At 62.1% G+C, this 19072-nt stretch carries 18 protein-coding genes; 9 read left to right on the top strand and 9 right to left on the bottom strand.

All coding sequences use genetic code 11. The annotated features are described in order from the left end of the window. Position 1 precedes the first annotated feature (1 nt). On the bottom strand, positions 2 to 2149 hold the full coding sequence (locus tag NL123_RS20400; protein WP_494356215.1) for a methyl-accepting chemotaxis protein: 2148 nt from the start codon (positions 2147 to 2149) through the stop codon (positions 2 to 4). 239 nt (positions 2150 to 2388) lie between these two features. On the opposite strand from NL123_RS20400, the gene NL123_RS20395 reads away from it, so the two are divergent. Together NL123_RS20395 and ctpM are read left to right on the top strand one after the other, a co-directional pair. After that, positions 2389 to 3708, top strand: a complete 1320-nt coding sequence (locus NL123_RS20395; protein ID WP_494358330.1) for a Na+/H+ antiporter family protein — start codon at positions 2389 to 2391, stop codon at positions 3706 to 3708. 112 nt (positions 3709 to 3820) lie between these two features. After that, positions 3821 to 5500, top strand: coding sequence for a methyl-accepting chemotaxis protein CtpM (gene ctpM, locus NL123_RS20390; RefSeq protein ID WP_494356214.1), 1680 nt, complete (start codon positions 3821 to 3823; stop codon positions 5498 to 5500). 34 nt (positions 5501 to 5534) lie between these two features. On the opposite strand, the gene flgE is transcribed toward ctpM, so the two are convergent. Then, positions 5535 to 6845: a flagellar hook protein FlgE gene (gene flgE / locus NL123_RS20385; RefSeq protein ID WP_248487519.1), complete on the bottom strand. Its 1311-nt coding sequence runs from the start codon at positions 6843 to 6845 to the stop codon at positions 5535 to 5537. A 129-nt stretch (positions 6846 to 6974) separates the two neighbouring features. Further along, a complete protein-coding gene (trhP, locus tag NL123_RS20380; protein ID WP_494356213.1) occupies positions 6975 to 8288 on the bottom strand; it encodes a prephenate-dependent tRNA uridine(34) hydroxylase TrhP in 1314 nt (437 codons plus the stop codon). 201 nt (positions 8289 to 8489) lie between these two features. On the opposite strand from trhP, the gene NL123_RS20375 reads away from it, so the two are divergent. Next, on the top strand, positions 8490 to 9695 hold the full coding sequence (locus NL123_RS20375) for a cytochrome c biogenesis protein DipZ (protein ID WP_494356212.1): 1206 nt from the start codon (positions 8490 to 8492) through the stop codon (positions 9693 to 9695). 103 nt (positions 9696 to 9798) lie between these two features. Further along, entirely contained in the window at positions 9799 to 10866 is a 1068-nt protein-coding gene (locus NL123_RS20370; RefSeq protein ID WP_494356211.1) for an AI-2E family transporter, read from the top strand. A gap of 3 nt (positions 10867 to 10869) precedes the next feature. Here the strand turns inward: NL123_RS20370 and NL123_RS20365 are convergent, their stop codons facing one another. From NL123_RS20365 to NL123_RS20355, 3 genes are all read right to left on the bottom strand, one after another. Then, entirely contained in the window at positions 10870 to 11052 is a 183-nt protein-coding gene (locus tag NL123_RS20365; RefSeq protein ID WP_248487524.1) for a hypothetical protein, read from the bottom strand. A gap of 91 nt (positions 11053 to 11143) precedes the next feature. Then, complete coding sequence (locus tag NL123_RS20360) at positions 11144 to 11338, bottom strand: hypothetical protein (RefSeq protein ID WP_010211349.1); 195 nt, start codon at positions 11336 to 11338, stop codon at positions 11144 to 11146. 225 nt (positions 11339 to 11563) lie between these two features. Further along, positions 11564 to 11938, bottom strand: coding sequence for a hypothetical protein (locus NL123_RS20355; protein WP_016980060.1), 375 nt, complete (start codon positions 11936 to 11938; stop codon positions 11564 to 11566). A gap of 156 nt (positions 11939 to 12094) precedes the next feature. On the opposite strand from NL123_RS20355, the gene NL123_RS20350 reads away from it, so the two are divergent. After that, the gene (locus NL123_RS20350) at positions 12095 to 12913 is read left to right on the top strand and encodes a shikimate 5-dehydrogenase (RefSeq protein WP_248487525.1); all 819 of its coding nucleotides are present in this window, start codon (positions 12095 to 12097) and stop codon (positions 12911 to 12913) included. A gap of 118 nt (positions 12914 to 13031) precedes the next feature. Here NL123_RS20350 and NL123_RS20345 read toward each other — a convergent pair whose 3' ends face one another. Further along, positions 13032 to 13685: a YceH family protein gene (locus NL123_RS20345; RefSeq protein ID WP_248487526.1), complete on the bottom strand. Its 654-nt coding sequence runs from the start codon at positions 13683 to 13685 to the stop codon at positions 13032 to 13034. 116 nt (positions 13686 to 13801) lie between these two features. On the opposite strand from NL123_RS20345, the gene NL123_RS20340 reads away from it, so the two are divergent. Then, positions 13802 to 14311, top strand: coding sequence for a DUF1993 domain-containing protein (locus tag NL123_RS20340; RefSeq protein WP_248487527.1), 510 nt, complete (start codon positions 13802 to 13804; stop codon positions 14309 to 14311). Positions 14312 to 14373: 62 nt separating this feature from the next. Here NL123_RS20340 and sstT read toward each other — a convergent pair whose 3' ends face one another. Then, entirely contained in the window at positions 14374 to 15594 is a 1221-nt protein-coding gene (gene sstT, locus NL123_RS20335; protein WP_248487528.1) for a serine/threonine transporter SstT, read from the bottom strand. Between the two features lie 239 nt (positions 15595 to 15833). On the opposite strand from sstT, the gene NL123_RS20330 reads away from it, so the two are divergent. After that, a complete protein-coding gene (locus NL123_RS20330) occupies positions 15834 to 16991 on the top strand; it encodes an MFS transporter (RefSeq protein WP_248487529.1) in 1158 nt (385 codons plus the stop codon). Positions 16992 to 16995: 4 nt separating this feature from the next. On the opposite strand, the gene nhaR is transcribed toward NL123_RS20330, so the two are convergent. Then, complete coding sequence (gene nhaR / locus NL123_RS20325) at positions 16996 to 17898, bottom strand: transcriptional activator NhaR (protein WP_494356210.1); 903 nt, start codon at positions 17896 to 17898, stop codon at positions 16996 to 16998. A 134-nt stretch (positions 17899 to 18032) separates the two neighbouring features. On the opposite strand from nhaR, the gene NL123_RS20320 reads away from it, so the two are divergent. Both NL123_RS20320 and NL123_RS20315 read left to right on the top strand, forming a co-directional pair. Further along, entirely contained in the window at positions 18033 to 18284 is a 252-nt protein-coding gene (locus tag NL123_RS20320; protein ID WP_248487533.1) for a hypothetical protein, read from the top strand. Between the two features lie 27 nt (positions 18285 to 18311). Next, positions 18312 to 19064, top strand: coding sequence for a TerC family protein (locus NL123_RS20315; RefSeq protein WP_058425591.1), 753 nt, complete (start codon positions 18312 to 18314; stop codon positions 19062 to 19064). Positions 19065 to 19072 lie beyond the last annotated feature (8 nt).

Here is a 19072-nt window from a genome sequence, read left to right as displayed (position 1 = left end):
TTCAGACGCGGAACTGATCCATCAACCCCTGCTGCTGATTCGCCAGGCTGTTCAACGCCTGGCTCACCCGCGCCGATTCATTCGCCTGCTCGGACAGCGACTCGGTCACATCGCGAATGGTCGCCACGTTGCTGTTGATCTCCTCGGCCACCGCGCTTTGCTCTTCGGCGGCGCTGGCGATCTGCAGGTTCATGTCGCTGATCACCGTTACCGCATCGCCGATCTGGCGCAGGGCGGTCACGGCCTGTCCAACCTGTTCGACGCTGCCCTGGGCCTGGCGGTAGCTGTTGCCCATGGAACCGACCACTTCTTCGGTACCGCTCTGCAACTGCTCGATCACCAGGCGGGTTTCTTCCACCGACTCCTGGGTACGGCGCGCCAGGTTGCGCACTTCATCGGCCACCACCGCAAAGCCACGCCCGGCTTCACCGGCGCGGGCCGCTTCGATGGCGGCGTTGAGTGCCAGCAGGTTGGTCTGTTCGGCGATGCTACGGATCACCTCCAGCACCGAGCCGATCTTCTCACTGTTGGCGGCCAGGCCTTCGACCTGGGTCATGGCCGTGCTCATGTCCGCCGCCAGCTCGCCGATGTTGGTGGTGGTGCGGTCGATCACCGTGAGGCCGTCGCGGGTGGCCTGGTCGGCATCGCGTGCGGCCTGGGCTGCTTGCGCCGCGCTGCGGGCCACGTCCTGGGCGGTGGCGCTCATTTCGTGGGAGGCGGTGGCCACCTGGTCGACCTGGCGGTACTGCTGCTCCATGCCGGCGCTGGTTTGCGTGGCAATCGCGGCGGATTGGTCGGCGGTGCCACGGGCGTCCTGCACCGAGCGTTTGACCTCGGCGATGATCGGTTGCAGCTTGTCGAGGAAACGGTTGAACCAGCCGGCCAGTTGGCCCAACTCGTCCTGTTTGTCGTAGGCCAGGCGCCGGGTCAGGTCGCCTTCGCCGCTGGCGATGTCTTCGAGCATGTGCGCCACGCCGAGGATCGGCCGCGTTACGCTGCGTGCCATCAACCACACCAGGATCAAGCCGACCACGGCGGCCAGCAGGCCCAGGCTCAGTTCCAGCAGGGTGCCCTTGGCATTGTCGGCATCCAGTTGGGTTTTCAGCGCTTCGGCGGGGGCTACCAGGACTTTCTCTGGCACATCCAGCAGCACGCCCCACGGCTTGCCGTCCGGAATCGGTGCGAACGGCGCGAGCACCTTGAGCTGGTGATCGGTGCGCAGGCTGCGAATTTGTGTACTGCCGGTCAGGGCGCTGATCAGCTGCGCGCCGTTGGCGGTGTCGACCTGGTCCAGGCGCTGGCTGAGCTTGCTCGCGTCGGGGCTGTAGCCAGCGAGCAAACCAGTCGGGCTGAGGATGCTGACCTGGGTCTGGCCGTCATACAGCTTGTGGCTGGCCTGCTGGCTCACGGCCTGCAGGCTGTTGAGGTTGATGTCCACCGACAGCGAGGCGATGACTTTGCCGTTGGCCATCAACGGGAAGACAATGCTGGTCATCAGCACGTTTTGTCCGTTGATCTTGTAAAAGTACGGTTCGATTACGCACGGCTTGAGCGTGGTGCGTGGGCAGGTGAACCAGGCGTTGGCTTTTTCCCCGCTGGGGCCGACGCTGGTGTCGAACATGTCGCTTTCCGGCAATGCCATTGACTCCAGCTTGCCGGGCGTCGGCTGCGACCAGTACAGGGCGAAACGCCCCTTGTCGTTACTGCCCAACTCCGCCTGGCCGGCGAACAGTTCATCCTTGCCGTCCAGCGCATTGGCTTCGAATACCAGGGACAAACCAAGCAAGTCCGGGTTGGCCTGCAACGCGGCCCTGACCTGGCGGGTCAGGTCTTCGCGGGTGTCGAAGGCGTCGAGAAAGCGCTTCTCGGCCTGCTCGCGCAGGAACAGCACCTGGCGCGAAAAACCATGGCCGTACTGATAGGCGTCCATGAACTGGCGGCGGATACCCAGCGCTTGCACCTCGCCCTGGGCTTCGATGCGCGCCTGGGCCGCTTCATCCAGCATCTGCATGCTGGAGGCCTTGACCCGTTGCGAACTCTGCTCCATGCGATACAGCGACAGACCCACCAGCAGGGTCACGATTCCCAGCAGGCACAAGCCAGCGAGCAGGGTGATTTTCCATTGAATGGAGAGCTGCCTGAGCGACATCGGTACATCCTTACCTGAAAACACAGAGAGAACCTGTATCGGCGGTTTCAGGTTTTTCTTTATTCAAACGATCGATTTAAACCTGAAAGCGGCGCCGTTTTTTGACATGTGCGCCTGCCTGCTGCAAAGTGCGCGCCCTCTAATAAGACCTCCTCCAAGCCTGCACGCCGGTTGCCACCCAATGGCTGCCCGGGTGCGGGCATGCCTGTTTTTTATGTTTTTTTCTTGAGGTAACCATGATTAACGCAGTCATTGCCGCGGTCGGCACCATGCTGGTGCTCAGCCTGTCCCGCGTGCATGTGGTCATCGCCATCATCGTCGGCGCCCTGGTGGGCGGCCTGACCGGTGGCCTGGGGATCGAAGCCACGCTCAAGGCCTTCAATGGCGGCTTGGGCGGCGGGGCGACGGTGGCGTTGTCCTACGCCTTGCTCGGCGCTTTCGCCGTGGCGATTGCCAAGTCCGGCCTGGCCCACGCGTTGGCCGACAAGGCCCTGCTGCTGGTGGACCGTCAGGAAACCAGCGGTGGCAGCCACGTCAAATGGCTGCTGATCGGCCTGCTGTGGATGGTGGCGATTGCCTCGCAGAACATCTTGCCGATCCACATCGCGTTCATTCCATTGCTGGTGCCGCCATTGCTGTACGTGCTGACCAAGCTGCAACTGGACCGCCGCCTGATCGCCTGTGTGATGACCTTCGGCTTGATCACGCCGTACATGTTCCTGCCGGTGGGCTTCGGCAATATCTTCCTCAACCAGATCCTGCTGGCCAACGTGGCCAAGAGCGGCGTGGATATCAGCCAGGTCAACGTCACTCACGCCATGAGCCTGCCGGCGCTGGGCATGGTCGTCGGCCTGCTGGTGGCGGTGTTCATCAGCTACCGCAAGAAGCGCGTGTACGATCTGGAGAAAATCGAGCGGGTCGAGCAGGTGGCGGTGCAGTACAACCCGCTGACCCTGCTGGTGGCCGGCCTGGCGATTGCCTCGGCGTTCATCATCCAGTTGTGGCTGGACTCGATGATCATCGGCGCGCTGGCCGGGTTCCTGATCTTCTCGGTGTCGGGCATCGTGCGCTGGCGCGACACCGACGACCTGTTCACCGAAGGCATGAAGATGATGGCGATGATCGGCTTCATCATGATCGCCGCCTCGGGTTTTGCCGAAGTGCTCAAGGCCACCGGGGATGTGCGCTCGCTGGTGGAAACCTCGGCGGCCTTCATCGGCCATAGCCGTGGGATAGGGGCGTTGCTGATGCTGCTGGTGGGGCTGCTGGTGACCATGGGCATCGGTTCATCGTTTTCCACCGTGCCGATCCTGGCGGCGATCTTCGTGCCGCTGTGCGTGCAACTGGGGTTCAGCCCCATGGCCATCGTGTGCATCGTCGGCACGGCCGGTGCCTTGGGTGATGCCGGTTCGCCGGCCTCGGACTCGACCCTCGGTCCGACTTCCGGCTTGAACATCGACGGCCAGCACCACCATATCTGGGACACCGTGGTGCCGACCTTCCTGCACTACAACCTTCCGCTGCTGGCATTCGGCTGGCTGGCCGCGATGACCCTCTGACCACTGCCGGCTTGTTGGAGTGAATGGGCTTGCTGTGGCAAGCCCGCTCACTACAGAAACTTCCTATGCGGCCGTTAACCTCTCTAGTCGCCACTAATAAGAGAGAAAACCCATGCGTCTGAGCCTCAAGGCCAAAGTCCTGTCCCTCGCCGTAGTGCCGGTGCTGTTGTTTGCCGTGGTCATCAGCCTGACCACCGTGTGGATCCTGCAGGGCCAGGCGCGCAATGAGGTGGACGAAACCCGTCAGCGCCTGCTCAACGACGCCAAGGCCACCCTGCAAAGCTACGTCGAAGTGGCCATGACCACCATCAAGCCGCTCTACGACGCGGCGGCGCCCGGTGATACCGCGGCGCGCGCCGAGGTGGTCAAGCTGCTGTCCAACACCAGCTACGGCAAGGACGGCTACTTCTTCGGCTACGACTCCGAGACCATCCGCCTGTTCAAGGGCAACAGCCCCGACGGCGTGGGCAAGAGCTTCAAGGATAACCGCGACCCCAACGGCGTGTACGTCAATCGTGACCTGGTCAAGGTCGGCAAGGACGGCACCCATTACCTGCAATACAGCTCGACCCAACCAGGCCAGACCGAACTGGTGCCCAAGATGGGCTACACCGAATACCTGCCCAAGTGGGACATGGTCATCGGTACCTCGGTGAACCTGGACGGCATCGAAGCCCAGGTGGCGGTGGTCGAGGCCAAGGTCGAGAAACGCATGGAAGGCGTGCTGCTGAGCATCCTCGGCGTGGCCGTGGTGGTACTGCTGGTGATCGCTGCCGTGGGCATGCTGCTGGCCAATACCATCCTGCGTCCGCTGCACCTGATGAAAGCCAACCTCGACGACATCGCAGCCGGTGAAGGCGACCTGACCCGCCGCCTGGCCATCACCAGCCAGGACGAGCTGGGTGATCTGGCCGGCGCGTTCAACCGTTTTGTCGACAAGATCCACGGCCTGGTGCGCCAGATCACCGAGATGACAGGCCAACTCACCGGTCTGGTCAGCCAGGTGTCGGACCAGGCCCAGCGCTCCGAACAGGCCATGGAACGCCAGCGCCACGAGACCGACCAGGTCGCCACGGCGATCAACCAGATGTCCTCCGCCGCCCAGGAAGTGGCGCGCAGTGCCCAGGGCGCCTCGGTCGCGGCCCAGCAGACCGACGCTGAAGGTCAGGCCGCCAAGCGCGTAGTGGACGGCAGCATCGCGCAGATCCATGCGCTTGTGAACGACATCCGCAGCAGCGGTGTGTCCCTCGACAGCCTGCAGCAGGACGTGGCCTCCATCGTCAGCGTGCTCAGCGTGATCCGCTCCATTGCCGAACAGACCAACCTGCTCGCGCTCAACGCCGCGATTGAAGCCGCGCGGGCCGGGGAGGCCGGCCGTGGGTTTGCGGTGGTCGCCGACGAAGTGCGCGCCCTGGCCAGCCGCACCCAGACCAGCACCCAGGAAATCCAGGGCATGATCGACCGCCTGCAAAAAGGCACTGAAGCCGCGGTGGACGCCATGCGCCGTTCCAGCGATGCCGGCGACGGCACCTCGGCCCAGGCCAACCAAGCCGGGGCATCGCTGGACACCATGGCGCAGTTGATCGGCACCATCAATTCGATGAACGCCCAGATCGCCAGTGCCGCCGAGGAGCAGACCGCCGTGGCCGAAGAGATCAACCGCAGCGTGCATCAGATTGCCGTGGCGGTGGACAGTGTGGCCGATGAGACCCAACTGGGCGCCCAGACCTCCCGCAGCCTCGCGGACCTGGGTCAGCGCCTGGGGCAGTTGGTCGGCCAGTTCCGGATCTGATCCAGCGGTTGTGCGCCGCGACGCATAGGCGGTGTCACGTCATCTGGATCAGCGTCTTCATGATCGTGCTTTCGGTGGAGATGGTTTTCGCGTTCGCCTGGTAGTTGCTCTGGGCCTTGATCAAGTCGACCAGTTCGTTGGTCAGGTTGACGTTGGAGTTCTCCAGGGCATTGGCCTTGATCGCGCCGAGGGTGCCGGCTTGCGGGGTGTCATAGCCCGGTTGGCCGGAGGCGAACGTCTCTCTCCAGGCGGTGCCGCCGGCCGGTTGCAAGCCTTGTTCGTTGTTGAAGCTGGCCAGGGAAACCTGGCCGACGGCCTTGCTCTGCTGGTTGCTGAAGGTGGCGAACAGCACGCCGTTGCCGTCGATTTTCAGGCCGGTGATCTGGCCGGTGGCATAGCCATCGGTGACCGGCGGGTTACGGTAGCTGGCCGAGTTGTACTGGGTGATGTTGGCCAGGTTGACGGCGATGCCGGTTGGGTTGGCATCCGCACCGTTGGCCTTCCACACGCCGTTGGTCACCGTCCCGGGGACCCAGCCGGTGAGGGTCAGGGTCTTGTCGGATACGCCTGCGGTTACGACGCTGGTGAGCTTGCCCGCGCCGTCAAAGGTCAACGTGGACGGCACCGGTGGCGTGGACGGTGTACCGGTGGGCGCCGAGCCGTTCGGGTTGCGCCCGTCGATCAGGGTGTAGGCGTTCCATTTGTTGCCGTCGGTTTTCACCAGGTACTGCACCATCGGGTGGGCATTGCCCTGGGAGTCATACAGGGTGGTGCTGTACTGGGTGCTGAAGGTGCTGGTGTCGTTCGGGTTGAACGGCTTGGCCACCTGGTCGATCACGGGCATCGACGCATTCAGGTTGCTGGTCGAATCGACTTTGGTCGACGCCTTGGGCGGCAGGCTGGCCAGGTTCAATTGCAGGTCGACCAGGCCACCCTTGGCGATCTTGCCGTTGGCGTCTGCCCCGTAGCCTTGCAGGCGCGAGGTGCCGGTGTTGTTGGTGATGTAGCCGTCCTTGTCGGCCCGGAAGGCGCCGCTGCGGGTGTACTCCAGCGAACCGTCGCTTCTTTTCTGGACGAAGAAGCCGCCGCCCTGGATACCCATGTCCAACGTACCGCCGGTGGTGTTGACGTCACCCTGGGTGAACCGTTGGGACACCGCCGCCAGGTTCACACCGTTGCCGATGCTGTTCTGGCCGGTGCCCAGTCGGGTAGCGGCGTAGATGTCCGCGAATTCCGCACGGGATGCCTTGAAACCGCTGGTCGCGACGTTGGCGATGTTGTTGCCCGTGACGTCCATCTGCTTATTGGCGGCGTGAAGACCGCTAAGGCCAATATTGAAAGACATATCAACTCCTTCTGGTGCCGTTTCTGGTCGAGGCTGGGGAAGGGCTGAGTGTGCGCACCGCGCATGGACGTTCGGGGGAGGCTGTGTGGAGAAAGCATGGAGGCCGGGATTTATTTACCCGGCGCCCCCTCAGAGATCGCGCATCAATAGGCCAAAACGCAGGTCCATTTCGGCCGGAAGTGGCAGGTACACGGTGTGCCCATCTCCCGGCGCGACCTCGATGGCGTCGCCCTTGGCGTTGTGCAGGGTGGCCAGGTCGAAGTGGAAGTTGCCGGTGGGAGTCATCAATTCCAGGTGATTGCCCACGGCGAAGCGGTTCTTCACCTTGACCTCGGCCAGCTCGCCCCGGCGCTCGCCGGTCAGTTCGCCGACGAATTGCTGGCGCTCCGACACCGAGCTGCCGTGCTGGTAGTTCTGGTACTCATCGTGCACATGCCGGCGCAGGAACCCTTCGGTGTAGCCGCGCTGGGCCAGGGATTCGAGGTTGGTCATCAGGCTGCGGTCGAAGGCGCGGCCGGCCACCGCATCGTCGATGGCCTGGCGATACACCTGGGTGGTGCGTGCGCAGTAGAAGTGCGACTTGGTGCGGCCTTCGATCTTCAGCGAGTGCACGCCCATGTGGGTCAGGCGCTCCACGTGGTGCACCGCGCGCAGGTCCTTGGCGTTCATGATGTAGGTGCCGTGCTCGTCTTCGAAGGCCGGCATCTGTTCATCGGGGCGGTTGGCTTCCTGCAACAGAAACACCTGGTCGGTCGGCGCACCAATGCCCAGGGTCGGCTCGCAGTGCTGGACGATATCGCCGGTGGCGTTTTCCACTGCCGGGGTGGCCTGGTATTTCCAGCGACACGCATTGGTGCAGGTGCCCTGGTTGGCATCGCGCTTGTTTATATAGCCCGAGAGCAGGCAGCGCCCGGAATAGGCCATGCACAGGGCGCCGTGCACAAACACTTCCAGCTCCATGGCCGGCACCTGTTGGCGGATTTCATCGATTTCTTCCAGGGACAACTCCCGCGACAGGATCACCCGGCAGATCCCTTGCTGCTGCCAGAACTCGACGCTGGCCCAGTTCACCGTATTGGCCTGTACCGACAGGTGGATGGGCATCTGCGGGAAGTGCCGGCGCACCAGCATGATCAGCCCGGGATCAGACATGATCAACGCGTCCGGACCCATGGTGATCACCGGGGCGAGGTCCTTGAGGAAGGTCTTCAACTTGGCGTTGTGCGGCGCAATGTTCACCACCACGTAGAAACGCTTGCCCAGGGCATGGGCTTCCTGGATGCCGAGGGCCAGGTTGGCGTGGTCGAACTCGTTGTTGCGTACCCGCAGGCTGTAGCGCGGTTGGCCGGCGTACACCGCATCGGCGCCATAGGCGAAGGCGTAGCGCATGTTTTTCAGGGTGCCGGCGGGGGCGAGCAGTTCGGGGGCGAGGATGGAAGGCATGGGCACGGGTCGCAAAAGGTGGCGAAGGTAGCCGAGCGGCGAGGGCGGTTCATTGATCCAAGTCGTGCTTTGCGCATTTTTGTATCGCTGTGTATCGGCAAGGGCTGTGGATACGTATCGATTTATCCGCGCGGTTTTCCGACACAGGCGCGATACCTCGCCCGGTCTTAATGGGCGCCCCGTATCGATAAGGTGATCACCATGCTCTTCGTCGCATTCCTGGGCGGCATCCTGACCGTTCTCAGCCCTTGTATCCTGCCGGTGGTGCCGTTTCTGTTCGCCGGCGTCGACCGCAGTCGCCGTTCGATCCTGTTGACCCTCGGCGGCATGGCGCTGACCTTCGCACTGATTTCCAGCCTGGCGGTGGTCAGCAGCGAATGGGTGATACAGGCCAATAACACAGGCCGTCATGTGGCGCTGATCGTGATGGGGTTGTTTGCACTGTCGCTGATCTCGGCGCGGGTCGGTGGCTGGCTGGCGCAGCCCTTCGTGTTGTTGGGCAACCGTATCGATCCTGACAGCCGTGCGCTGTCGGGTCCGCTCAAGTCGGTCATGATCGGTGTCGCCACAGGCCTGCTGTGGGCGCCCTGCGCGGGGCCGATCCTGGGGGTTATCCTGACCGGCGCGATGCTGCAAGGCGCCAATGCGCAGACCAGCCTGTTACTGGTGGCCTACGGCCTGGGCAGCGCCTTGTCCCTGGGCGCCCTGATCGTTGCCGGGCGCGGCCTGGTCAATCGCCTCAAGGCCTCCATTGCGCTGACCGGTTGGCTGCGCCGTGGGGCAGGGGTGGCGGTACTGGCAGCGGCCGTGGTGATTGCTACCGGTGCTGACAAGATCCTGCTCGCCGGCACTTCGTCCGCAGGCGTTGGCAGCCTGGAAAAAGGGCTGCTGGAAAACGTGCCCAAGGTGTTGGATTACCTGGTGAGCAAGGTCAAGGCCGATCCGCAGGACAATCCACGGGGCGCCATGCCGTCGCTGGGCGGCGCGGTCGAGTGGCTCAATTCAGCTGAACTGACCCGCGAATCCTTGAAAGGCAAGGTGGTGCTGGTGGATTTCTGGACCTACGACTGCATCAACTGCCAGCACACCCTGCCGTACGTGAAGGCCTGGGCGAAAAAGTACGCGCAGGACGGCCTGGTGGTGATCGGCGTGCACACCCCGGAATACGGCTACGAGCGCATCATCGGCAACGTCAAGGACCAGGTGCGCAAGTTGGGTATCACCTACCCGGTGGCGATCGATAACAACTACGCGATCTGGCGCAGCTTCGATAACCAGTACTGGCCCGCCCATTACCTGATCGACGCCAAGGGGCAGGTGCGCTACACGCATTTTGGTGAAGGCCGGTACGAGGCCCAGGAGCAGATGATCCAGACGCTGTTGAATGAGGCCAAGGCCACGCAGTGATAGGGTCTACGCTTGTTCGATAACCAACGGCACTCCCAGGAATCGCTGCGGACTAAGCAACAGGGCCGATACCGGCCCTGTGCTTTTCTGACATGGACCGGACATGAATCAAACCAACCTGCAATTCAAGACCCTGCTGTTGCTGCTGGGCCTGGTGACCATCGCGTTTATCTGGATATTGCTGCCGTTCTACGGCGCGGTGTTCTGGGCAGTGATCCTCGGCATCATCTTTGCCCCGATGCAGCGCCGACTGCAGCAGCGCTTTGGCTGGAACCGCAACTTCACTTCGCTGGCGACCTTGAGCGCCTGCCTGGTCATCGCGATCCTGCCGGTGATCATCACCAGTGCCTTGCTGGTGCAAGAGGGGGCGACGCTCTACAAGAACATCGAGAGCGGCAAGCTGGACGTGGCCGGGTATATCGAGCAGTTCAAGAACGTGTTGCCGCCGTACTTCCAGCACCTGCTGGACCGCTTCGGCATGGGCAACCTGGAGGGCTTGCGCGAGAAGATCGTCAAGAGCGCGATGCAGGGCAGCCAATTCTTTGCGACCCAGGCGTTCAGCTTCGGCCAGGGCACGTTTGATTTCCTGGTGAGTTTTTTCATCATGCTGTACTTGCTGTTCTTTCTGCTGCGCGATGGCCCGGAGCTGGTGCGCAAGGTGCGCACGGCGGTGCCACTGGCCGAGCCGCAGAAGCGGCGGTTGCAGCTCAAGTTCAACCGGGTGGTGCGCGCCACGGTCAAGGGCAATGTGCTGGTGGCGGTGACCCAGGGTGCGCTGGGCGGGCTGATTTTCTGGTTCCTGGACATTCCCAGTGCGTTGCTCTGGGCGGTGCTGATGGCGTTTCTGTCGTTGCTGCCGGCCGTGGGCGCCGGGATTGTGTGGGCCCCGGTGGCCGTGTACTTCCTGCTGAGCGGTGCGATCTGGCAGGGCGTGGTGCTGGGGCTGTTTGGCGTATTTGTGATTGGCCTGGTGGACAACGTGCTGCGCCCGATCCTCGTGGGCAAGGACACCAAGATGCCGGACTACCTGATCCTGATCTCGACCCTGGGCGGCCTGTCGGTGTTTGGCCTCAATGGCTTTGTGATCGGGCCGCTGGTGGCGGCGCTGTTCATGTCCAGTTGGGCGCTGTTCGTGGAGAGCAAGCCGCGAGTCAAACTGCCACTACCCTGAACATCAGGCGTGGAGCTTGAACGTCGAGGTGTGTTGCAGTTGTTTTTCGGCATCGGACAGGGAGGTCAGTGGGCCGCTGATGGCTTCCCCATCGCGTACCAGGTACCAGCAGGCGAGCAGACCCAGCTTGCGAAGCGGGGCGGGGACGGCGCTGCCGATGACGGACATGATTTGTACTGTGGGCATAAAGACCTCCAATCGCTGTTGGGGGCACTTTACGGCGCAGGCTGGCGTAGGAAAAATCAACTGTCTCGATAGTCGACATCGACGCGAGGCGTCAGTCCACGACCTGATCAAGCATGTTCACCACTTCCTGCTCACTGAGCAGCCCCTTGCGCACCAGGTTTTCCGCGAGCAACGCGAGGAACTTGGCGCTGCGGTGGCCTTCCAGGTGCTTGAGTTCCGTGAGGGCGCTGTAGACCTTGCTGGACGTACAGAGGCCGGCGGTGCGGTGCGGGTTTTGCGTGGGCATGGTCAGTCGTCCTTGTTGTTATTGGGTGGACAATCTCGATAGTGGGAGTGTTTCGTGACACAAACATGACAGCGCAAGGCCTGTTCGGGCAAGTAGACATTGGTGTTGATGATGTGCGATTACGCGCTGGGCATTGTCCCCAGAGCGACCTTGACGCCCTGAATCCGGACTTTCCAGGCAAAAAAAGGCCCCGCAATCACGCGAGGCCTGTTTCGAACGATCTGGTTACCAGCCGCGGCCATAGTAACCGTGAGGAGGGCCGTAGTAGCCACGGGGCGGACCGTAATAGCCACGCGGTGGGCCGTAATAGACCGGCGCCGGGCGGTAGTAAACCTGTTGCTGCACATACACCGGCGGTGGCGGTGCGTAATAAACCGGCGGCGGCGCGGCATATACCGGTTGCGGTTGCACATACACCGGCTGCTGCACATAGACCTCACGCGGCTGGCTGGCAACCACGGAGCCCACGACAGCGGCGCCGACTAAAGCACCCAATACGGCCGGGCCACCCCAACCACCACCGTGGGCGGAGGCTTGGCCTGCCATCGCGAGTGCGCCAACCAGCAAGGCGATCTTGGGGATTGTACGAATCATGGTCATTCCTCGGTTAGCCCCAGCGCTTGTGGTCTGCAATCAATAGACTCAAGTAATGTCGCGGGGATACTTTTAAGACAACGTATTTCTGAAAAACAGCACGGCCGCTAGGTAAAGGTTGTGTAAGGTCTGTACCGATTTGCTTACTCAAAGGAGTTACCCATGCAGATGCACCCCAACAAGGACACCCAACTGTGCATGTCGCTGTCGGCGCGCCCTGGGAATTTCGGCCTGCGTTTTCATAACCATCTGTACGAACAGCTGGGCCTGAACTTCTACTATAAAGCCTTCAGCAGCCGGGATTTGCCCGGCGCGATTAGTGGTATCCGGGCGTTGGGCGTACGCGGTTGCGGGGTTTCCATGCCGTTCAAGGAAGCCGCCATTGCCTTGGTGGACGAACTCGACGATTCGGTTCAAGCCATCGACTCCCTGAACACCATCGTCAACACCGACGGGCACCTCAAGGCCTACAACACCGACTACATCGCCATCGAGCAGTTACTCAAGAAGCATGCGGTGCCAAAGGACTCGACCTTCGCCCTGCGTGGCAGCGGCGGCATGGCCAAGGCCGTGGCCAGTGCCTTGCGCGATGGCGGCTACGCCCATGGCGTGATCGTCGCGCGCAACGAGACTGCGGGCCGGGCGCTGGCGCAGAACCTGGGGTATGAATGGCGGGAGGAACTGGGCGACCTGCGCCCGCAGATGCTGATCAACGTGACGCCCATCGGCATGACGGGCGGGCCTGAGGCGGATGCATTGGCATTCGACGCCGATGCAGTGGATTCTGCCGAGACGGTGTTCGACGTGGTGGCGATCCCCGCCGAAACCCCGTTGATCGTGCGTGGACGTGCCCAAGGTAAACGCGTGATTACCGGGCTTGAAGTGATTGCGATCCAGGCGTTGGAGCAGTTTGTGCTCTATACCGGGGTGCGACCGACGCCGGAGCAGTTCGCCAAAGCCGTGGCGTTCGCCCGAACCTGAAGAACCCCGAATATCATATGTGGGAGGGGGCTTGCCCCCGATAGCGGTAGCTCAACAATGAAATTATTGACTGGCACACCGTCATCGGGGGCAAGCCCCCTCCCACATTTTTTCCGCGTTACAGCGGTTCCAATTTGGCCAGCCGCTCTTCCAACAGTGCAATTCGCGCTTCGAGTTCTTCGATGCGTTCGACAGACACGCCACTGACACCCCCGCGCTCCATCGGATTGCCCCGCGCCGCGATGATCGCCTCGATATCCGCCGGATCGCCCAATGCATGGGTATAACGATCTTCACGCTGCCCCGCCTGGCGCGGCACCAGCAACGCCAGCCCCCGCGCAATCAGGCGTTCCAGCTGGTGCACGACCTGCTCGGCATCTTCAAAATCATGCATGCGCCCGCTGCGCGTCAGCAGTTCATTGACGGTTTGCGGCCCGCGTAAAAACAGCAGCCCGGTCAGGATCACCTGGGCCGGCACCAGTTCCAGCGCCTTGTCTACACGGTGTTCCCAGCGGTCGGCACGGCTGCCCATCACCAGGCGGGTGAAACCCTGGCCTTCGAGTGCGCGCAGGCTCTGGCCGACCTGGCCCGGACTCAGGTTCATGACCGGCTCGCGGCTGGTCTTCTGGTTGCAGGCCAGCACCAGGGCGTTGAGGGTCAGGGGGTAGGTTTCCGGGTTGGTCGCCTGTTTTTCGATGAGGCAGCCCAGGATGCGGATTTCCGTGCTGTTCAGGCGCGGCTCAGGGGTGTCGGTGTCGTGCTCGGCGGTCATCGCGCGTTCCCTATGCAGTGGAGGTCCTTAGCCTAAGCCGGAAAAAATAAAAGACAAGCGCCCGGCATGTCTATAATCGCCGCTGGTTCAAACCGTGCCATAACCATGAGACTGCCATGACTATTTCCCTGTACGCCGCCTCCATCCCGGTCTTCAAGCAAATGCTCACCGCCCTGAGCGGTGTATTGACCAAGGCCGAAGCCCACGCCAGCGCCAAGAACATCGAGCCGAACGCCTTGCTGCAAGCGCGCCTGTTCCCGGACATGTTCCAACTGGTGCGCCAGGTGCAGATCGCCGTCGACTTCGCCAAGGGCGTTTCCGCGCGCCTGGCCGAGATCGAAGTGCCTAAGTACGAAGACAGCGAAGTGACCTTCGCCGACCTGCAAGCGCTGATCGCCAAGGTCCTGGCCTTTGTCGACACCATCACCCCTGAGCAGATCGACGGCAAGGAAGGCATCGAGATCATCACTCGCCCAGGCACGCCGAAAGAGAAGCGCTTCAGCGGCCAGGCCTACCTGCTGACCTACGGCCTGCCGCAGTTCTTCTTCCACGTCACCACCGCTTACGCGCTGCTGCGCCATAACGGCGTGGAAGTGGGCAAGCGCGATTACATGGGCGCTTTCTAAGCACGCATAAAAAACCGGGGCGGTTCTTGTAGGAACCGTCCCGGTTTTTTTGTGCGCGACGGTTAAGCCGGCTGTTCTTCCTTGCCCAGGCACGCGGCAGCGGTGAACAACACATCGGTGGACGAGTTAAGCGCGGTTTCCGCCGAATCCTGCAACACACCGATGATGAAACCGACGGCCACCACCTGCATGGCAATCTCGCTGGGGATGCCGAACAGGCTGCACGCCAGCGGAATCAGCAACAACGAACCGCCTGCCACGCCGGAAGCACCGCACGCACAGATGGCCGCAACCACACTGAGCAGCACCGCAGTGGGCAGGTCGACGGCGATGCCCAGGGTGTGCACGGCGGCCAGGGTCAACACGGTGATGGTGATCGCCGCGCCGGCCATGTTGATGGTGGCACCCAGTGGGATCGACACCGAGTAGGTATCTTCATGCAGGCCCAGGCGTTTGCTCAGCGCCAGGTTCACCGGGATATTGGCTGCCGAACTGCGGGTGAAGAACGCGGTAATGCCGCTCTCACGCAGGCACATCAGCACCAGCGGGTAAGGGTTGCGGCGCAGTTTCCAGAACACGATGGCCGGGTTGATCACCAGCGCCACGAACAGCATGCAGCCGATCAGCACCACCAGCAGGTGGGCGTAGCCGAGCAGGGCACCGAAGCCGGAGGTGGCCAGTGTGGAGGCGACCAGGCCGAAAATGCCCAGCGGTGCAAAGCGGATCACCACGCGCACGATCAGGGTCACACCGTTGGACAGGTCTTCCAGCACCGCCCGCGTGGTCGGCGCGGCGTGGCGAATGGCAATGCCCATGCCGATGGCCCACGCCAGGATGCCAATGAAGTTGGCATTCATCAGCGCGCTGATCGGGTTGTCCACCACGCTTAGCAACAGGCTCTGCAACACTTCGCCGATGCCGCCGGGCGCGGTCACCGCTGCGTCATGGGTCGCCAGCACCAGCGAAGAGGGAAACCACATGCTGGCAACCACTGCCACCACGGCGGCGGCAAAGGTGCCCAGCAAATACAGGAACAGGATCGGCTTGATATGGGTTTCCTGGCCATGCTTATGGTTGGCAATGGATGCCATCACCAGCACAAACACCAGGATCGGCGCCACGGCCTTGAGCGCGGAAACAAATACCTTGCCGATAAACCCGGTGGAGCGTGCCACTTCGGGGAGCAGCAGGGCCAACAGGATGCCGGCGATCAGGCCGATGACGATTTGCGTGACCAGGCTGACGCGGGCCAGGCGTTGCAGGAGAGAGGGGGCAGCAGTCATAAACACTTGTCTCTAGTTTTTTTAGGGCGCAGCTACTGACTCGGAAAGGGCTGTAGGACGCGGATCGCGAAGTCTAGCATGCTGTGGGAAAAGTCCTTGGCGGTGCGGCATTGCGTCACCCGCTTGCCCAGGCCTTGGCCAAATCTAGACATACTCTGATAAGATTCTGTTCTCTCATCTTTCCTCTCCGTCAGCGGGCCCTTCGGGTTGTCGTTGATGTCGTCGTTTCTGGAGTTTTCATGTTGTTTCCCATCCTGCTGCTGTCAGCCGCCGGCTTTACCGTGCTGACCACAGAATTCGTGATCGTCGGCCTGTTGCCGTCCATCGCCCGCGACTTGAATGTCAGTGTGTCCCAGGCCGGGCTGCTGGTGACCTTGTTCGCGTTTACCGTGGCGGCGTTTGGTCCGTTTCTGACAGCCTACTGCGCACGCTTCCCACGCAAGCGCCTGTTTATCAGCATCCTGATCCTGTTCGGTGTGGCCAATACCGTGGCGGCCCTGGCACCGAACATCTGGGTGATGGCGCTGGCGCGGTTGATCCCGGCGCTGGGTTTACCGGTGTTCTGGGCCCTGGCCAGCGAAACGGCGGTAGACATCGTCGGCCCCGAATTCGCCGGGCGCGCCATCGAGAAGATCGGCTTTGGTATCGTCTGCGCCACGGTATTCGGCATTCCGGTGGGCACGCTGATTTCAGATATGTTCGGCTGGCGCAGCGCGTTTGCCATCCTCGCGGTGATCGCGCTGGCCAAGGCCTTGCTGCTGTCTATCTACCTGCCGGTGACCCAGCCGAAGAACGATGAAGTGACGTTGCGCGCGCAGTTCAAGATCCTGCGCAACCCGCTGATGCAGGGGCATATCCTGCTGTCGATCCTGGTGTTCAGCGGCATGTTCACGGCGTACACCTACCTGGCGGACATCCTCGAGCGCCTGGCCGGGTTCGACGGCACGCTGGTGGGCTGGTGCCTGATGGGCTTCGGCGCGGTCGGCCTGATCGGCAATTCGCTGGGCGGACGGGCGGTGGATCGCCACCCGTTGATCGCGTCCATGGTGTTCTGTGGGTTCATGATCGCCGGCATGGTCGCGCTGGTGCCGGCGATTCATTCGAGCATCGGCCTGGCGGCGGCGATGGCCGTGTGGGGCGTAACCCAGGCGGCGATGTTCCTGGTCAGCCATGTGCGCCTGATGAAGGCCGCGCCCCATGCGCCAGCGTTTGCTGCGTCGCTGAACATCGCCGGGGCCAACCTGGGCATCGGCCTGGGCGCCATGGTCGGCGGCCATGTGATCGACACCCTCGGCCTGGGCAGCCTGGGCTTTGCGGCGTCCGGGTTTATCCTGGTGTCGATCCTGCTGGCGTTGTGGCTGATGACCGCCAAGCAACCGCTCACCTCCGGCGCCTGAGCCGTCAGGGCAGGGTGGTGAATAGCTCGCGCCGGGCACCTTCGGTAATCGCCACGATGCCGGGGTGCTTGACCTTGCGTTCCACCGAGATCGCGTAGAACGACTCGGTCACGGCCACGGTTTGGCCGATCAGCGCCACGCCGTATTGGCGCACCACCTCGTCGGCAATCACGCTGGGGGCGATAAAGATCCCGCTGCCGGATTGGCCGAATGCCTGCATCAAGGCGCTGTCGTCGAACTCGCCGATGATCTTCGGTTGAATCTGTTGCTCGGCGAACCAGCGCTGCAAACGGCTGCGTACCACGGTTTCCGCGCCCGGAATCAATAGCGGCGCGCCGTGCAGGCACTGCGGGAAATCCCCTCCGTATTCGTCAGCCAGGGCCTGGGTGGCGAAAAAGCTGATGCCACATTCGCCCAACTTCTGGCTGTAGCCCTTGATGTCTAGGTGCGTGGGCATGGGGCTGTCGGAAATCACCAGGTCCAGGCGCTGGATTGCCAGGTCGGCCAACAGGCGTTCGAGTTTGTCTTCGCGGCAGGTAATGCGGATCGGCTCGCTCAACTCCATGGTCGGTGCGATCAGCCGGTAGACGATGGACTTGGGCACCACGTCCGCCACGCCGACGCGGAACAGGATCTGCTGTTCGTCGGGCTGCGCGCGCAGCATCGCCTCCAATTCATTGCCGGTCTGGAACATCTGCTCGGCATAGGGCAGGGCCTGGCGCCCGGCTTCGGTCAGTTCCAGCTGCCGGCCAACGCGCTGAAACAGCGCGATACCGAAGGTTTGCTCCAACAGGCTGATCTGCCCGCTGATGGTCTGGGGCGTGAGGTTCAACTGCTCGCACGCACGCACGATGCTGCCGGTCTTGGCCACCACCCAGAAGTAGTGCAGTTGTCGATAATTGAGCATGCTCGCCATCACATCGTAAAAATCGAAGTATACGCGAGAAAAATACGAATTTTACTGAACTGTTTGCCTGCATAGAATGCCTCGCTATCGCGGGGCCACTATTTGGACCCAAGAGTTCTAACGAGGAAGACATCATGAAACTCAATTCTCTGGGCGCGGCATCCTTGCTTGCGCTTTCATTGGTAGTGGTCAGTGGTTGTGATCAGGTCGAGAAAAGCGCACAGCAGGTGTTGGGCAAGGCCACCGAATCGGCCAAGCAAGCGATCGATGACACCCACAAGGCTGCCGAACAGGCATTGAGTGAAGCGACCAACGGCCTGATCAACCCGCAGAAGAAGGATGATCAGGAAGAGAACGAAACCGAATCGAACAGTAAAGAAGCCTAAATTCCCGCTCAACGTCAGGACTGACCTATGGATTACCTTTTACAACTGGCCGCCAGCCCCACCGCCTGGATTGCCCTGGCAACCTTGATCGTGATGGAGATCGTGCTGGGCATCGATAACCTGATCTTCATCTCGATCCTCACCAACAAGTTGCCAGAAAAGCATCGGGCCAAGGCGCGACGCATCGGTATCAGCATGGCGTTGGTGTTGCGGTTGGGCCTGCTCAGCACCATCGCGTTCATCGTGCAACTGACGGCGCCGGTGTTCGAAGTGTTCGGCCAGGCGTTTTCGTGGAAGGACATGATCCTGATCGCCGGTGGCCTGTTCCTGGTGTGGAAGGCCACTACCGAGATCCATCACAGCATGGACCCGGAGCCTGAAGAGAAGGAAACCAACGCCGGCAACGTCGTGGCCATCGGCTTTGCCGCGGCCATCGGGCAGATCCTGTTGCTCGACCTGGTGTTCTCCATCGACAGCATCATCACCGCCGTGGGCATGACCGAGCACTTGCCGATCATGATCATTGCCGTGGTGACCTCGGTGATCGTGATGCTGGTGGCGGCCGAACCGCTGGCCAAGTTCATCAACGACAACCCGACCGTGGTGATGCTGGCCCTGGGCTTCCTGATCATGATCGGCATGACCCTGATCGCCGAAGGCTTCGGCGCCCATGTACCGAAAGGCTACGTATATGCGGCCATGGCGTTCTCGGCAGCCATCGAATGCTTGAACATTGCCCGGCGTAACCGCCACCAGCGTTTGCTCGCTGCCCGGCAGTAACCGCTGAA

The sequence above is a fragment of the Pseudomonas sp. FBCC-B1565 genome, assembly GCF_059133265.1.
The sequence above is the reverse complement of the archived record's forward strand: the minus strand, read 5'-3'. Positions and strand labels throughout refer to the sequence as shown.

Coding starts and splice junctions, on each gene's coding strand:
- NL123_RS20315 (WP_058425591.1), top strand. CDS start 18,312: ATGGATTACCTTTTACAACTGGCCGCCAGCCCCACCGCCTGGATTGCC.
- NL123_RS20365 (WP_248487524.1), bottom strand. CDS start 11,052: ATGCCCACAGTACAAATCATGTCCGTCATCGGCAGCGCCGTCCCCGCC.
- ctpM (WP_494356214.1), top strand. CDS start 3,821: ATGCGTCTGAGCCTCAAGGCCAAAGTCCTGTCCCTCGCCGTAGTGCCG.
- NL123_RS20400 (WP_494356215.1), bottom strand. CDS start 2,149: ATGTCGCTCAGGCAGCTCTCCATTCAATGGAAAATCACCCTGCTCGCT.
- sstT (WP_248487528.1), bottom strand. CDS start 15,594: ATGACTGCTGCCCCCTCTCTCCTGCAACGCCTGGCCCGCGTCAGCCTG.
- NL123_RS20360 (WP_010211349.1), bottom strand. CDS start 11,338: ATGCCCACGCAAAACCCGCACCGCACCGCCGGCCTCTGTACGTCCAGC.
- NL123_RS20345 (WP_248487526.1), bottom strand. CDS start 13,685: ATGACCGCCGAGCACGACACCGACACCCCTGAGCCGCGCCTGAACAGC.
- flgE (WP_248487519.1), bottom strand. CDS start 6,845: ATGTCTTTCAATATTGGCCTTAGCGGTCTTCACGCCGCCAATAAGCAG.
- nhaR (WP_494356210.1), bottom strand. CDS start 17,898: ATGCTCAATTATCGACAACTGCACTACTTCTGGGTGGTGGCCAAGACC.
- NL123_RS20320 (WP_248487533.1), top strand. CDS start 18,033: ATGAAACTCAATTCTCTGGGCGCGGCATCCTTGCTTGCGCTTTCATTG.
- trhP (WP_494356213.1), bottom strand. CDS start 8,288: ATGCCTTCCATCCTCGCCCCCGAACTGCTCGCCCCCGCCGGCACCCTG.
- NL123_RS20355 (WP_016980060.1), bottom strand. CDS start 11,938: ATGACCATGATTCGTACAATCCCCAAGATCGCCTTGCTGGTTGGCGCA.
- NL123_RS20350 (WP_248487525.1), top strand. CDS start 12,095: ATGCAGATGCACCCCAACAAGGACACCCAACTGTGCATGTCGCTGTCG.
- NL123_RS20340 (WP_248487527.1), top strand. CDS start 13,802: ATGACTATTTCCCTGTACGCCGCCTCCATCCCGGTCTTCAAGCAAATG.
- NL123_RS20370 (WP_494356211.1), top strand. CDS start 9,799: ATGAATCAAACCAACCTGCAATTCAAGACCCTGCTGTTGCTGCTGGGC.
- NL123_RS20375 (WP_494356212.1), top strand. CDS start 8,490: ATGCTCTTCGTCGCATTCCTGGGCGGCATCCTGACCGTTCTCAGCCCT.
- NL123_RS20330 (WP_248487529.1), top strand. CDS start 15,834: ATGTTGTTTCCCATCCTGCTGCTGTCAGCCGCCGGCTTTACCGTGCTG.